Raw genomic sequence first — 15,418 nt, forward strand, 5'->3', positions numbered from 1 at the left:
GGCCCTCCGCCCCGGCGCCGGGGTCCCCGCGCTCACCTGGGGCAGCACCCCGCGCGCCGGGGCGGGGAGCATGCGCGGCACGGACACATGTCATCACTTCGGGTGAAACCATGGCCCATGCTTGCGATGATCAACCCTGGGTTGCCACTCTGTTGCTGTCTGTCAACGCGAGGGAGTGGCCCGTGGCATTCGGTGAGCAGCCCGCCTATCTGCGCGTCGCGAGCGATCTCCGGCAGAAGATCGTCGACGGGGTGCTGCCGCCGCACACGAGGCTCCCGTCCCAGGCCCGTATCCGCGAGGAGTACGGGGTCTCCGACACCGTGGCGCTCGAAGCCCGCAAGGTGCTGATGGCCGAGGGCCTCGTCGAGGGGCGCTCGGGGTCGGGCACGTACGTCAGGGAGCGGCCGGTGCCGCGCAGGATCGCGCGCTCCGGCTACCGGCCGGCCGCCGGCTCGAACCCCTTCAGGCAGGAGCAGGCGGACGAGGGGGCGTGCGGCACCTGGGAGTCGCGCAGCGAGCAGGAGGACGCCTCGCCCGAGGTCGCGGCCCGGCTCGGCATCGACGCGGGCGACCGCGTGATGCGCACGCGGTACGTGTTCAGGGCGGACGGCGAGCCGATGATGCTCTCCACGTCCTGGGAGCCCCTCGCGCTCACCGGGCGCACGCCCGTCATGCTGCCGGAGGAGGGGCCGCTCGGCGGCTGCGGCGTGGTGGAGCGGATGGCCGCCATCGACGTCGTCGTGGACAACGTCCTCGAAGAGGTCGGCGCGCGCCCCGGGCTCGCCGAGGAACTGCTCGCGCTCGGCGGGGTGCCGGGGCACGTGGTGATGGTGCTCCAGCGGACGTATTACGCGTCGGGGCGCGCGGTCGAGACGGCGGACGTCGTCGTCCCCGCCGACCGCTTCCGGATCGCCTACCACCTCTCCGTGCGCTGACCCCCGGGCGCCGCGGGCGGGAAGCCGCTCTCCGCGACGCCCGGGGGGTGCCGCCCCTGGCCGGTGCGCGGGGCGCATACCGGCGCGCGCCCGGCGCACCATGGGGCGGATTGAGAGGCGCGCGTGGCCGTCGCGCGACCGCTCTTTTCGGTGCATTGTTGGCCGGAAGTTGCCTCTTCGTGTATTCCCGCCTCCGGTGCGTAAGGGTCGGGCGTACGCTCTGGCATATGCGCACAGGGGTTTGCCGGGGATGCCCGGCGCGTCCGGACATAGGGGTGCCTGCGACGGCCGCCGCGGAGGTGCGGGCGTGAGCGAAGGGGGGACCGCCCTGCTGTCCTGGCAGGTCATACGGGACGACGACAACGGCAACCGCTACTGCGTCGCCTGGTGCGCGACACGGGACGAGGCGCAGCGGCTCGCGGAGGCCCTCGACGGGCACGCGCAGGGGCCGGTGTACAGCGTCGAGCGGCTGGAACGGAACCCGACATAGGCTCCGGCGCATGACGGAGCGGAAGACGGCGGCGCGCGTGGTGGTCGCGGGCGCCGTGTACGGGGGCGGGCGGCTGCTCGCCGCGCGCCGTAGCGCGCCCCCTGAGCTGGCGGGCCGCTGGGAGCTGCCCGGCGGCAAGGTGGAGCCTGGGGAGCGCGAAGAGGACGCCCTCGTACGCGAGTTGCGCGAGGAGTTGGGCATCGAGACCGTGCCGGTCGCCCGGGTGCCCGGCGCCTGGCCGCTGCCCCGCGGCCATGAACTGCGGGTCTGGACCGTACGGCTCGTCTCGGGCGAACCGCGCCCGCTCCAGGACCACGACGCCCTGCGCTGGGTGACCGCGTCCGAGGCCGCGCCCGACGGGCAGGGTCCGGCGCCGGACCCGGTGGACTGGCTGGAAGCCGACCGCCCCGCCGTACGGGCGGTGCTCGCCCTGCTCGGACCCGCGCTGACCGGCTGAGCGCCGACCGGCCGGGCGGTGGGTGGCGCGAAGAGACGGGGGTGCGGGGGTCACGAGGGTGCGGGGGCGGCGGGGGGTGCGGGGGTCACGAGGGTGCGGGGGCGGCGGGGGAGTCGTACGACCCGCGAACCCGCGAACCCGCGCCGGCCGCACCCCGGACGCGGACGCGGCAGTCACCGGAGCCGCCCCGCCCGCGCCCCCCCGGCGGCGCGCCCGTCCGCGCCGAGGCGCGAGCCGCCGCGTGCACCCGCTCCCCGGGCGAGCCTCCGCGCGCCCCCTGCGGACGCCCCACGCGCCCCCCGCGCAGCGGTGTGCCCGCGCGTATGGCACCGTCGTGCGGGCATAACGCATAGCGGGGGCGTGGCGACTTCTCTGCGGTGTTTCCGGGGAGAGCGCTCCGTCCTGCGCCGCTTCGCGCGGTAGTTCAGGGCTGATTTCGGGTATGGGCAGGTTGATCCCCGAAACAAACGAGACAGCGGGGGGCGCCGCGTGCTGTGGGAAGTGGTCGGGTTGATCGACACCGAGGACGAGTCCGCCGAGTGGATCCTGCCCGCCGAACCCGGAGCCGTGCGTGTCGCCCGCCACGACGTGCGGGACACCCTGCGCGCGTGGCGGCTGTCGCCCGGCGTCGAGGACACCGCGATGCTCCTGGTCAGCGAGCTGGTCACCAACTCGCTCACCTACGCGCCCGGCCCGATCGGCATGCGCCTCGAACTGCGCACGCTCCCGGACCGGGAGGAGGTGCTCCTCGTGGAGATCTCGGACCAGCGGCCGGAGGCGCCCATCGTCCAGCGCACTCCGGGCCCCGAGGACGAGCGCGGACGGGGGCTGCAACTGGTGGCGCGTTCCGCCCGCCGCTGGGGCACGCGACGCGGGAAGACAGGTAAGACCGTGTGGTTCGAGCTGCCTCTCCATGGTTAGAAGTCACAAGGGACGACGGTCACAGCGGGTTTCGCGCAGGTACGGAGAGAACGAGACCGTGCTGTGATCGTGAACGCCGTGTCAGCCGGGCCCGCGGTGCTGAATACTGCGGGGCAGGGTCGGTCCGGTGTGTGAGCTGGAGGGGACGGTCGCGTGAGCGAGACACCAGAGATGCCAGAGGCGACGGGCGATGACGTCGTGTGGCAGAGCAGCCCGCCCGGCTCCCTCTACGAGCACATCAGGGTGGCTTCCTTCTCGATCGGCGCCGACGGCCTGATCGACCAGTGGAGCGGCCGTGCGGCCGAGTTGTTCGGCTTCACGGCCCGTGAGGTCAGGGGCAAGGACCCCCTTGAGGTCTTCGTACCTCCCGAGTTCCGCGCGAAGGGCTACCGCAAACTCAGCGAGATCCTGGACGGCAAGGAGTGGACCGGCATGGTCCCCTATGTCCTGCCGTCGGGCGCGGGCGGGCCCGACGGCAGGCAGCACGGCCTCGCCGAGGTCTACGTGATGCCCAGTGAGACGGACCAGGGCGAGCGGGGCGCGCTGTGCGTGGCGGTCGACGTGCGCGCACTGCGCCGGATCGAGACCGATCTCGCCTCTTCGCAGGCTATTTTCGGTCAATCTCCTTTCGGTTTCATCCTCTTCGGTACGGACTTTGAAGTGCAGCGGGTCAACCAGCGCTTCGCGACCGTCTTCGGCGGCCGGCCGTCCCAGCACCGGGGCAGGACCGTGTACGACTACCTCAAGCTCGGCGAGGCCGAGCGCCTCGAAGCGGCCCTGCGCCGCGTCCTCACCACGGGCGACCCGGTCACCGAGTTCAAGGTCGTCGGCGACCGTCCCGGCGCCGGCGGCCCCGAGCGCCGCCACTGGTCGCTCAACCTCTACCGGGTCGGCAGCGGCACGGGCCGCACGCTCGGCATCGCCGCCATCGCGACGGACATCACCCATCGCCATGTCGCCGCACGCGAGGCCGCGAGCGCCCGCCGCAATCTCGCCCTGCTCAACGAGGCCAGCGCCCGCATCGGCAACTCCCTCGACCTGGAGACCACCGCGCGGGAGCTCCTCGGCGTCGCCGTGCCCAACTTCTGCGACACGGCCTCCGTCGACCTGTACCAGTCCCTGCTGACCGGCGAGGAGGCACCGCCCGGCCGGTGGGCCTCCTCCGAGGAGTCCGGCGGCGGCACGGCGCGACTGCGCCGCGTGGCCTTCGCCAGCGCGGTCTCGGACGGCCCGCTCTCCGGCCCCGGCGAGCTGCACGACGGCTACACCTCGCCCGAGGTCGGCGCCGTGCACCGCTTCCCCTTCAGCTCGCACAGCGCGGGCGCCCTGCGCAGCGCCCGGGTGCGGTCGATACCCGGCGAGCCGGGCAGCCTCATCCAGTCCACGCTCGCCGTGCCGATGGTCGCGCACGACACCGTCGTCGGACTCGCGCAGTTCTCCCGCGCCAAGGGCAGCGAGCCGTTCGGCGACCGCGACCGCGCGCTCGCCGTGGAACTCGCCGCACGCGCGGCCGTCTGCATCGACAACGCGCGCCTCTACCGCCGCGAGCACGAGCGGGCCCTGATCCTCCAGCGCAGCCTGCTGCCGCCGGGCGACCCCGAGGCAGCCGGCCTCGACATCGCCTGCCGCTACCTCCCGGGCAACGCGGCCACCGAGGTCGGCGGCGACTGGTTCGACGTCATCGAGCTGCCGGGCCACAGGACCGCGCTCGTCGTCGGCGACGTGATGGGGCGCGGGCTGCGCGCCGCCGTCGCGATGGGTGAACTGCGCACGGCGGTACGGACGCTGGCGCTGCTCGACCTGGAGCCCGCCGAGGTGCTCGGCGCGCTCGACGAGATCGCGAACGGCCTCGGCACGCCCAACGGCAGGCAGCAGGCGACCCGCACCGCGCACCGGGCCGCGGACGCCGACCTCGCCGAGGTCTACCTCGCCACCTGCGTCTACGCGGTCTACGACCCGGTCACCCGGCGCTGTACGTTCGCCAACGCCGGCCACCCGCCGCCCGTGGTCGTCGAACCGGGCGAGAAGGCGCTCCTGCTCGACGTGCCGCCCGGGGTGCCGCTCGGCGTCGGCGGCGAGCCCTTCGAACAGGTCGAGGTCGAGCTCTCGGAGAACTCGCTCCTCGCGCTCTACACGGACGGCCTCGTCGAGTCCCGCGACCAGACCCTCGAAGAGGGCCTCGCCGCGTTCCGCGCCTCGCTCGGCCACGCGGAGCAGCCCCTCGAAGACGTCGCCGACCATGTGCTCGCCACCCTGGAGACCGGTCACGGCCAGGACGACATCGCCCTGCTGATGGCCCGGATCCAGGGCCTGCCCGCCGAGTCCGTGGGCGACTGGCGGCTGCCGCGCGAGCCCCGCTCCGTCGGCAGGGCCAGGGAGTACGCGCGGGCCCAGCTCGTCGCCTGGGACCTCGAACCCCTCGTGGACACCGTCGAGTTGCTGGTGAGCGAACTCGTCACGAACGCGATGCGCTACGGCGAGGGGGAGATCAGGCTCAGGCTGCTGCTCGACCGGACCCTGGTGTGCGAGGTGTGGGACGCGGGCCTCGTGCAGCCGCGCAGGCGCCGCGCCCGCGACACCGACGAGGGTGGCCGCGGCCTCCAGCTCGTCGGCATGCTCAGCTCGGCCTGGGGGTCGCGGCGCACCCCGCGAGGCAAGACGGTCTGGTTCGAGCTGGCCCTGCCGGGCGGTGCGAGCGCCGCCGAGCCGACGGTGGAGCAACTCCTCAGCATGTTCTGAGCCGTCCGAGCGGTGGCGCCGCGACCCGGCAGGGGCCCGCGTGTCCCGATCGCGCACCGTTCGCCGCGGGTCCCGCCGGCGCCGTACGCCCCGCCCGTACGCTGAGTCCCCTTCGCGGCCCTCGGGCCGCGCCTCGGGGAAGGGGACCGCGGTGCCGGAACGTACACGTGGGCGGCGGGCCGCCGTCGCACGGATGTGGCGCGGCAGGCTGCCGCGCGGGATCGCGGCGGCCCTCGCCGTGCTGGTGGTCCTCCCCGTCGTCACCGCGGGCGCCGCGCTGCGCCTCGCCTACACCGGCGACCTCAAGGACGGCACCCGCACCCGCGGCAGGGACGCCGTGTGGCTGGGGCACGCCTGGGTCGACGGGCGCAAGGACGACAAGGACCTCGCCGCCCTCGCCCGGCGGATCGAGGGCACCGGCGTGCGCGACCTGTACGTCCACGCGGGGCCGCTCGAACACGACGGGACGCTGCCCGCCGGCCGCTACCCGCGCGCGGCCTGGCTGATCGCCGCCGTCCACCGTGCCCTGCCCGGGGTACGGGTGCACGCCTGGCTCGGGGACGTCCTCGCCGGCGAGGGCCCCGACGGCCTGCGGCTCGCCCGCGCAGCGACCCGCGAGGCCGTGCGGCGCTCGGCCGCGCAGGTGCTCGACGCCGGATTCGACGGCGTCCACGTCGACCTGGAGCCCCTGCACTCGGGCGACCGCGACTTCCTGCTGCTCCTCGACGAACTGCACGCCCTGACCCGGGGGCGCGCCGCGGCGCTCTCGGTGGCCGCCGCGCAGATCGACCCGCTGCCCGCGCTGCACACCGCTGCCGGTGCGCTGACCGGTAACCCCAAGTGGTGGTCGCAGGCGTACTTCGCACGCGTGGCCCGCAGGGTCGACCAGATCGCCGTCATGTCGTACGACACCGCGATGCCGCTGGCCTCGCTCTACGGCGGCTATGTCGCCCAGCAGACCTCGCTCGCCCTCGCCGCGGTGCCCGCGGGCACTGACCTCCTGATGGGACTGCCGTTCTACCGCGAGGAGGACATGAGCCACCACGGGTACGCGGAGACCCCGGCCGCCGCAATCCACGGCCTGCGCCTCGCGCTGGGGCGCGGCGACGCCCACCGGGAGCGGTTCGGCGTCGGCCTCTACGTGGACTTCGCCGCCACGGAGAGCGACTGGGCGGCGTACCGCGCGGGCTGGGGCGAGACGGCCCGCGCCTGACGCGGGCCGCAGGCCGCGGGCGGGTGGTGAGCCCGCGCGGCACGCGCCGTGGTGACGCACGGAACAGCAGGCAAACTTGCAAGGCTGCCTGTCGAGTTCGTACGCTCGAAGTCATGGCCGAACCGCAGGCAGAACCCACGCCCGAGCAGGTGGCGACGGATATCGCCACCGCCGCCGGGCTGCTGGCGCGCCGCCTGAGGTACGCGGCGCCCGCGGGCGGCCTCACCGCGTCCCAGCGCTCCGCCCTGGTGCGGATCCACGACGAGGGCCCCGCCACCACGGCGGCCCTCGCCCGCGCCGAGCACATCAAGCCGCAGTCGATGCGGCTGACGCTCGGCGCGCTCGAAGGGCAGGGGCTCATCGAGCGGACCCCCGACCCGACCGACGGCCGTCAGTCCGTCGTGTCGGTCACCGGCCACGGCCGCGCCGTCCTCGAAGGCGTGCGCGCGGCCAAGCAGACCTGGCTGTCAAAGGTGATCGCCGAAGAACTCGACACGGACGGGCGCCGCACCCTGGCCGACGCGGCGGCCCTGCTGCGACGCCTGACCGAGAAGTGAGCACGGCCCACGTGAGCACCACCGACACGCGCCACCCACGCACGGACGGAGGGGACGACACGACATCGCGCACCCCCGGGACCACCGGCCCCGAACCGGGCCCCGAGACGGCGAGCGCAGGGGCTGAGAGTGCCGAGAGCGCCGCGGCTGGGAGTGCCGGCGCCGCCGGTCCCGGCCCCGGGGGCCCCGACGCCGCCGAGACCTCCGGCGCGGCCCCCGCGGGCCGGGGCTTCGCCGGGCGGCTGACCCTGCCGCTGCTGATGGGGTCGCTGCTCAACCCGCTCAACACCACCATGATCTCCACGGCCCTGGTGTCGATCGGCCGCGACTTCGGGGTCGGCGCCGCCGACACGGCCTGGCTGATCTCGGTCCTCTACCTCGCGAGCGCCGTCGCCCAGCCCGTGCTCGGCAAGCTCGCCGACTCGCTCGGCCCGCGCCGCGTCTTCCTCGGCGGCCTCGTCGTGGTGTTCGCCTCGGGGCTCGTGGGCGCGCTCGCGCCGTCCTTCGGCTGGCTGCTCGTCTCGCGCCTGCTGCTCGGCATCGGGACCTCGGCCGCGTACCCGGCCGCCATGTCCGTGCTGCGCGACGAGGGCCGCAGGGTGGGCCGCACCCCGCCCCGCCCCGTACTCGCCCGGCTGTCCTTCGCCGGCCTCGGCAGCGCCGCGGTCGGCCCGACCCTCGGCGGCCTGCTCGTCGGCGCCTTCGGCTGGCGCGGCATCTTCGCCGTCAACCTGCCCGTGGCGCTCGCCGCCTTCGTCCTCGCGCTGGTCTTCGTGCCGAAGGACGGTACGGGCGCCCAGCGCGCCGCGGCCCGTGCCGCCGACCCGGCCGCAGGGGCGCAGAGTTCCGTGTGGCGGTCCGTCGACCCGCTCGGCATCGGCCTGTTCACCACCGCGCTGACGCTCCTCGCCTTCTTCCTGCTCGACCTCGGCCACCCGGTGTGGTGGCTCCTCGCGCCGTTCGCCGTCACCTCGCTGGTCCTCGCCCGCTGGCAGCTGCGCGCCAAGCAGCCCTTCATCGACCTGCGGATGCTCGCCGCCAACGGCGCGCTGGCCCGCACGTACCTCAGGCACGGCATCAGCTACCTGCTCATCTACTGCGTGATGTACGGCTTCACGCAGTGGCTCGAGGACGGCCGTGGCTACTCGTCGAGCACGACGGGCCTGCTGATGCTGCCGATGTCCCTCGCCGCGCTCGTCTGCTCGCTGCTCGGCGCCCGTACGAAGGGGATCCGCGGCCCGCTCACCCTCGCCGCCCTCCTGCTGCTCGGCGGCGCGAGCCTGCTCGCCTTCATCGGCGGCGGGACGCCGCTCGTGGTGCTGCTGGTCGCGGGCGCCTGCTTCGGCGTCCCGCAGGGCCTCATCGGCACCAGCAACCAGGCGGCCGTCCAGTCGTACTCGCCCGCGCACAGCATCGGCTCCGCCGCAGGCCTCCAGCGCACCGCCCAGTACATCGGCGCCATCGCAGCCTCCAGCCTGATCGCCCTCGCCTACGGCCAGAAGGCCAGCGACAGCGGCCTGCACCTCATGGCCGCGGTCTCCACGGGCCTCGGGGTGCTGCTGATCGCCGTGACCCTCACGGACCGGGCGCTGCGCCGCGGCACCCGGACGGCGTGAGCCCGCGGGCCCCAAGCCCCCCAAGACCCCCACGCCACCGATCGCCACCGACGCGGCACCAGCGCAAGGAGAACAGCCTCACATGACCGCCACCACGCTCGACCCGAAGACCGCCCTGGTCGTCGTCGACCTCCAGAAGGGGATCGTCTCCCTGCCCACCGTCCACCCCGCGGACGGGGTGGTGGAGCGGTCCGCGCGGCTGGCCGCCGCCTTCCGCGCCAAGGGCCTGCCCGTCGTGCTCGTGCGCGTCACGGGCGGCGCGCCCGGCCGCACCGAGCAGGGCGGCTCCGGCGGCGGGCAGCCGCCCGCCGACTGGGCCGACCTGGTCGAGGGGCTCGGCAAGCAGGACGGCGACATCGTCGTCACCAAGCAGGTCTGGGGCGCCTTCCACGGCACCGACCTGGACCTCCAGCTGCGCCGCCGCGGCGTCACCCAGGTCGTCCTGACCGGCATCGCCACCAGCATCGGCGTCGAGAACACGGCGCGCGCCGCCTACGAGCACGGCTACCACGTCACCGTCGCGACGGACGCCGTGACCGACATGGACGCCGAGACCCACCGCAACGCCGTGGAGCGGATCTTCCCGCGCCTCGGCGAGACGGACACCACGGACGCGATCATCAAGCTCCTCGGCTGACCGCTCCCGCCCGCCGGGCCCGCGCCCGCCCTCCACGGCGGTCGCGGGCCCCGCCGCACCCCGGCCCACCGGCCCGCGGGCTCCTGCGGCTACGGCGCCCGGCGGTCGCGGGCGCCGAGGCCCTCGTCGTCCGAGTCCGTCCACAGCGCGCCGTCGTACGGCGTGTCGGGGATGGCCACCAGGTCGACGCGGTCCGCCGCGGGCGCCCCGAGCGGGTCCCTCGGCAGGCGCGCGATGCTCTGCTCCAGCCGTCCGACCGTGCGGACCAGGTCGTCGAGGCTGCGTCGTACGGCTGCCAGTTCTTCGTGCAGGGACATCGGCCGTGCCCTCACTTCCGCGCCGTGTGCGTACGGGGTCCCCGGGGGTGCGGCCCCGGGCGGCTCTCTGCGCGTCGAAAAGTGTTCCGTGCCTCCACCCTTTTTGGGAAGAGCGCGTGCGCCGGGAGCCCGGCGCACGCGGGACCGGCACCCCGACTGGGCCGCACGAGTGGCCTGCTGAGCCCCTACCGACGTGTCTCCCCCCTCCCGCCCCGCATGGCCCCTTCAGTGGACAGACATAGGTGTGATCATCTCTAAAATCCACGAACCAGGATGAAGGGGTACAAGTCATGTCCCAGGTCGGCGCCCCGCGCGGGAGGACGTGCTCCGGGAGGACATGCCCCCGGACATTCCGCTCCGTCGCTCTCCTGACCACCGGTGTCCTCGCCCTGCCGGTCCTGTCCGCGTGCAGTTCGGACCACGACAACGGCAAGGCCGCGGCCGCGGACATCTCCCCGGCCGCCCGCGACGCGCTCGCCCAGGGCGGCACCCTGAAGTGGGCCGTCGACTCCGTCCCGGCGACGCTCAACGCCTTCCAGGCGGACGCCGACGCCACCACCGGAACGATCGCGGGGGCCGTGCTGCCCTCGCTGTTCACCCTCGACAAGAACGGGCAGCCGCGGGCCGACCCGGACTACCTGGAGTCCGCGAAGATCGTCAAGCGCGAGCCGAAGCAGGTCGTCGAGTACAAGCTCAACCAGGCCGCGGTCTGGAGCGACGGCCGGGAGATCGGCGCCCCCGACTTCGTGGCCCAGTGGCAGGCGCTGCGCGGCCGCAACTCGGCCTTCTGGACGGCGCGCAACGCCGGGTACGACCGGATCGAGAAGATCCAGCGCGGCAAGGACGACCTGGACGTCAAGGTCACCTTCAGCAAGCCGTACGCGGACTGGGAGTCCCTCTTCACGCCGCTGTACCCGAAGGAGGTGACGGCCACCCCGGGCGACTTCAACGACGGCGCGCGCGCCTCCCTGAAGACCTCGGCAGGACCCTTCCAGGTCAAGTCGGTCGACCGGAAGGAGAAGGAGACCACCCTCGTACGCAACCCGCACTGGTGGGGGCAGCCCGCCAAGCTCAGCTCGATCGTGCTGCGCGCCGTGCCGATGGACGGGCGGGCCGCCGCGCTCGCCTCCGGCGAGCTGGACGTCGCCGACGTCGGCACCGGCGCCGCGCAGCGCATCTCCTCCGCGGCCGGCTCGTCGGGCTCGAAGGCCCGTCCCGCCGCGGGCGCCGAGGGGGAGAAGGCGGAGCGGGGCGCCGAGGGCGCGAACGGGCAGCAGGCGGCCAAGCTGAGCCCCGCTGAGCAGGCCGCGGAGAAGAAGCGCCTCGCGGCGGCCAGGGCGGCCACCGCCGCGCAGGCCGCGAAGCTCAAAGGCAAGGAGCTGGCCGAGTTCCGCGACGAGCAGAAGGCGCTGAAGGCGTTCTCCGTGCGCAAGTCGCTCGAACCCGCCTACACGCAGCTCGCCATGAACGGCGAGACCGGGCCGCTTGCCGACGACCGCGTACGGCGCGCCGTCGCCCGCGCGATCAACCGGCAGAAGCTCGCGGACTCCGTGCTCAAGCCGCTCGGGCTGCCCTCGAAGACGCTCGGCAGCCACCTCGCCGTCGCCGGCCAGCCCGCCTACGCGGACGCGAGCGACGCGCTCGGCAAGCAGGACGCACACGAGGCCCAGGCGCTGCTCGCGGACGCCGGCTGGACGCCCGAGGGGGCGCGCAAGGCGCCCGGGGACAGTACGAAGGCGGGCAGCGAGAACAAGAAGACCGACACCGGCAAGGGCACGGCGGGGTCGGCGGACGACACGAAGAAGCCCGGCACGAAGAAGTCGGACGAGGCGACGTCGGACGGCGAGAAGAAGTCCGACGCGAAGAAGGACGCCGCCAAGGACGACGACGGCGTGAAGAAGTCCGAGGACGGCAAGAAGTCCGACGACGCGTCCGACGACAAGCCCGCTGAGCAGCAGCCCGGCGGCATGGCCGGCGCCTACGCGCCGCGCGGCTCCGCTGCCGCATCCCAGGCCGCCGCCCCCGAGGGCGGCCCGCTCGGCAAGAACGGCAAGCCCCTGACGCTCCGCTTCGTCCTGCCGTCGGGCCAGGGCTCCGGGCAGCTGCGCGCGGTCGGCGACCGGATCGCCGGGATGCTCGACAAGGTCGGCATCAGGACCGAGATCACCAAGGTCCCCGACAGCAGCTTCTTCAAGGACTACATCGCCTCGGGCGCCTACGACCTGGCCCTGTACTCCTGGCCCGCGACCGCGTACCCGGCGACCGACGGCCGCCCGATCTACGCCAAGCCGCAGCCCGCGGCCGACGGCTCGCTGATGGTGGAGCAGAACTACACCAGGGTCGGCACGGACCGCATCGACCAGCTGTTCGACCAGGCGGCGGGTGAGCTGGACAGGAAGAAGGAGGACACGCTGCTCAGGCAGGCGGACGCCAGGATCTGGGCCGCGGCCGGCTCCATCCCGCTCTACCAGCGCCCCGAGCTGGTGGCCGCCCGCAACGACGTGCGCAACGTCGGCGCCTTCGGTTTCCAGACCCCGCGCTACCAGGACATCGGCTTCACCACCCTGAAGGGCCACGAGGGCCCGGAGGGCAAGGCTGACAAGTCGGGTAAGGCAGATGAAACCGACAAAGCAGACAAAGCCGACAAGGCGGGTAAGGGGGACAAGGGTGCCGGCAAGTCGTCGGGCGACGGCGGCGACGGCTCCGGGGACGACTCGGGCGACGGCCAGTCCTGAGCAGGCACGGCGCGCCGGGAGCCCGCCCCGCGAGCCCCCGGCGCCCGTGACCTGAAGATCCGGGGAAGGCCCGGCGACCCGGCGGCACCCCTGCGGGTAACTCCGGAAGAAGAAAACGCCCGCGTGACGACCAGACCGCGCGGCGCCCCGTAAAGAGCTTGCCCGCCGTCCCCCCGGCGGGCAAGCTCATGTCCGAGTCCCTGACCCGAGCTCGCCGCGCCACCCGTACGCCCCGCCCGCACCCCGTGTGAGCAGGCAGGCCCCGCCCCCGCTGCTCCGCGCCCCCAGCGCCGCCCACCGGGAGGCCGGCGCCCGCCCGGCGGGTTCCCGCGTACGTCCGCAGCCCCGCCCCCGCGGGCGGGGCGGGCCGCCGGTCCCCGCGCCCCGTACCATGGGGTGAGCCGTGGCGCGACGCCCGGCGGGCGGACGGGCCAGACCGGAAGCCGCCTCATCCCACGATCGAGAGAAGCCCCAGTCAGCATGCCCACGCGCCACGACATCCGTAACGTCGCCATCGTCGCCCACGTCGACCATGGCAAGACCACTCTGGTCGACGCCATGCTGAAGCAGGCGGGCGCGTTCGCCGCGCACGCGGCCGAGCACCTCGACGAGCGGATGATGGACTCGAACGACCTGGAGCGTGAGAAGGGCATCACGATCCTGGCGAAGAACACCGCGGTGAAGTACCACCCGAAGGACGGTGGCGAGCCGGTCACCATCAACATCATCGACACCCCGGGCCACGCCGACTTCGGCGGCGAGGTCGAGCGCGGGCTCTCCATGGTGGACGCGGTGGTGCTGCTGGTCGACGCCTCCGAGGGCCCGCTCCCGCAGACCCGGTTCGTGCTGCGCAAGGCGCTCGCCGCGAAGCTCCCGGTGATCCTCTGCATCAACAAGACGGACCGCCCCGACGCCCGGATCGAGGAGGTCGTCGACGAGACGTACGACCTCTTCCTCGACCTCGACGCGGACGAGGACCAGATCGAGTTCCCGATCGTCTACGCGTGCGCGCGTGACGGTGTCGCCTCGCTGACCAAGCCGGCGAACGGCACGGTCCCCGCGGACAGCGACAACCTGGAGCCGTTCTTCTCCACGCTGCTCGCGCACGTGCCCGCGCCCGAGTACGACGAGTCCGCGCCGCTCCAGGCGCACGTCACCAACCTCGACGCGGACAACTTCCTCGGCCGCATTGCTCTCCTGCGGGTCGAGCAGGGCGAGTTGAAGAAGGGCCAGACCGTCGCGTGGATCAAGCGCGACGGCAGCGTCTCGAACGTCCGCATCACCGAGCTGCTGATGACGGAGGCGCTGACCCGCAAGCCGGCGGAGAAGGCGGGTCCCGGCGACATCTGCGCCGTCGCCGGCATCCCCGAGATCATGATCGGCGAGACCCTCGCGGACCCGGAGAACCCGATTCCGCTGCCGCTGATCACGGTGGACGAGCCCGCGATCTCGATGACCATCGGCACCAACACCTCGCCGCTCGTCGGCAAGGGCGGAAAGGGCCACAAGGTCACCGCGCGCCTGGTCAAGGACCGCCTCGAACGCGAGCTGATCGGCAACGTCTCGCTGCGCGTGCTGCCCACGGAGCGCCCGGACACCTGGGAGGTGCAGGGCCGCGGCGAGCTGGCGCTCGCGATCCTGGTGGAGACCATGCGCCGGGAGGGCTTCGAGCTGACCGTGGGCAAGCCCGAGGTGGTCACCAAGGAGATCGACGGCAAGCTCCACGAGCCCGTGGAGCGCATGACGATCGACTCGCCCGAGGAGCACCTCGGCGCCATCACGCAGCTGATGGCGGCCCGCAAGGGCCGGATGGAGACCATGACGAACCACGGCTCCGGCTGGGTCCGCATGGAGTGGCTCGTGCCGTCGCGCGGCCTGATCGGCTTCCGTACGGAGTTCCTCACGCAGACCCGCGGCACGGGCATCGCGCACTCGATCTTCGAGGGGCACGAGCCGTGGTTCGGCGAGCTGCGCACCCGCAACAACGGCTCGCTGGTCGCGGACCGCGCGGGCGTCGTCACCGCCTTCGCGATGACCAACCTCCAGGAGCGCGGCGTGCTGTTCGTGTCGCCGACGACGGAGGTCTACGAGGGCATGATCGTCGGCGAGAACTCCCGCTCCGACGACATGGACGTCAACATCACCAAGGAGAAGAAGCTCACCAACATGCGCTCCTCCACGGCCGACGTGACCGAGTCCCTGGTCCCGCCGCGCCTGCTGTCGCTCGAGCAGTCCCTGGAGTTCTGCCGCGACGACGAGTGCATCGAGGTGACCCCGGAGACGGTCCGCATCCGCAAGGTCGTCCTCGACCAGAAGGAGCGCGGCCGGGCCGCGGCGCGCGCCAAGCACTCCTGATTCGCCGGGGCGGCCCCGGGCCGCCCGGACGGGCCTGAAAGGGCGTCGGCCCGGCTTCGCCGCACGCGCGGCGGGGCCGGGCCGTTCCCGTGCGGGACCAGCCGTTTTCCGTGCGGGAACGGCGCGGTCCGCAAGCCATTTTTCCTTGAACGCCGTCCGGAATGCGGACGTCGCGCTCCGGAACACATGTTAACGGTCCGTTTCGGGGGTGTCTGTCTGTGCTTACTTTGTCCGGATTTCGGGCGGACACCCCTGGGTGATGTTGTCAAAACGAGACCCTTTAAGTGTGGTTTACGGCCCGGGCGTACTTAATAGTTGGCTCCATTGAGCTCGGGTCAATGGGTCATGCGCTGTGGGGGGCGACGGCTCACGAGCACACTGAGGGCGGGCAACTGGTGCGTCGACACCGCTGAGTCAGCGCGCGTAGAAACCGCCCTTCTCGCAAG

General features: G+C 73.2%; 12 protein-coding genes. 11 read left to right on the forward strand and 1 reads right to left on the reverse strand.

What is annotated here, in order from left to right; translation table 11 throughout:
- Positions 1–182: 182 nt before the first annotated feature.
- The 9 genes from ABEA77_RS22055 (at position 183) to ABEA77_RS22095 (ending at position 9,565) form a co-directional block, all read left to right on the forward strand.
- The gene (locus ABEA77_RS22055) at positions 183–935 is read left to right on the forward strand and encodes a GntR family transcriptional regulator (protein WP_345650320.1); all 753 of its coding nucleotides are present in this window, start codon (positions 183–185) and stop codon (positions 933–935) included.
- Between the two features lie 307 nt (positions 936–1,242).
- Positions 1,243–1,425, forward strand: a complete 183-nt coding sequence (locus tag ABEA77_RS22060; protein ID WP_345650323.1) for an SPOR domain-containing protein — start codon at positions 1,243–1,245, stop codon at positions 1,423–1,425.
- Positions 1,426–1,435: 10 nt separating this feature from the next.
- On the forward strand, positions 1,436–1,882 hold the full coding sequence (locus ABEA77_RS22065; protein ID WP_345650326.1) for a (deoxy)nucleoside triphosphate pyrophosphohydrolase: 447 nt from the start codon (positions 1,436–1,438) through the stop codon (positions 1,880–1,882).
- A 501-nt stretch (positions 1,883–2,383) separates the two neighbouring features.
- Positions 2,384–2,803, forward strand: coding sequence for an ATP-binding protein (locus ABEA77_RS22070; RefSeq protein WP_345650434.1), 420 nt, complete (start codon positions 2,384–2,386; stop codon positions 2,801–2,803).
- A 171-nt stretch (positions 2,804–2,974) separates the two neighbouring features.
- Positions 2,975–5,542 carry a SpoIIE family protein phosphatase gene (locus ABEA77_RS22075; protein WP_345650436.1) on the forward strand — a complete coding sequence of 856 codons (2,568 nt, stop codon included), beginning with the start codon at positions 2,975–2,977 and terminating at the stop codon, positions 5,540–5,542.
- Between the two features lie 193 nt (positions 5,543–5,735).
- Positions 5,736–6,755 (forward strand): glycoside hydrolase family 18 protein, encoded by a 1,020-nt coding sequence (locus ABEA77_RS22080; protein WP_345650438.1) that lies wholly within the window; start codon positions 5,736–5,738, stop codon positions 6,753–6,755.
- Between the two features lie 113 nt (positions 6,756–6,868).
- Complete coding sequence (locus ABEA77_RS22085) at positions 6,869–7,312, forward strand: MarR family winged helix-turn-helix transcriptional regulator (RefSeq protein ID WP_345650329.1); 444 nt, start codon at positions 6,869–6,871, stop codon at positions 7,310–7,312.
- Between the two features lie 242 nt (positions 7,313–7,554).
- The gene (locus tag ABEA77_RS22090) at positions 7,555–8,928 is read left to right on the forward strand and encodes an MFS transporter (protein ID WP_425588360.1); all 1,374 of its coding nucleotides are present in this window, start codon (positions 7,555–7,557) and stop codon (positions 8,926–8,928) included.
- Between the two features lie 82 nt (positions 8,929–9,010).
- Positions 9,011–9,565 (forward strand): isochorismatase family protein, encoded by a 555-nt coding sequence (locus ABEA77_RS22095; protein WP_345650335.1) that lies wholly within the window; start codon positions 9,011–9,013, stop codon positions 9,563–9,565.
- A gap of 89 nt (positions 9,566–9,654) precedes the next feature.
- Here ABEA77_RS22095 and ABEA77_RS22100 read toward each other — a convergent pair whose 3' ends face one another.
- Positions 9,655–9,882 carry a hypothetical protein gene (locus ABEA77_RS22100; RefSeq protein ID WP_345650338.1) on the reverse strand — a complete coding sequence of 76 codons (228 nt, stop codon included), beginning with the start codon at positions 9,880–9,882 and terminating at the stop codon, positions 9,655–9,657.
- Positions 9,883–10,172: 290 nt separating this feature from the next.
- Between ABEA77_RS22100 and ABEA77_RS22105 the strand changes: the two genes are divergently transcribed.
- Both ABEA77_RS22105 and typA read left to right on the forward strand, forming a co-directional pair.
- A complete protein-coding gene (locus ABEA77_RS22105) occupies positions 10,173–12,617 on the forward strand; it encodes an ABC transporter family substrate-binding protein (RefSeq protein WP_345650342.1) in 2,445 nt (814 codons plus the stop codon).
- 480 nt (positions 12,618–13,097) lie between these two features.
- Positions 13,098–14,972, forward strand: coding sequence for a translational GTPase TypA (typA, locus tag ABEA77_RS22110; protein WP_345650345.1), 1,875 nt, complete (start codon positions 13,098–13,100; stop codon positions 14,970–14,972).
- The last annotated feature ends 446 nt before the right edge of the window (positions 14,973–15,418 follow it).

Source organism: Streptomyces tremellae (assembly GCF_039540215.1).
In the GTDB taxonomy this organism is placed as follows: Bacteria; Actinomycetota; Actinomycetes; order Streptomycetales; family Streptomycetaceae; genus Streptomyces; species Streptomyces tremellae.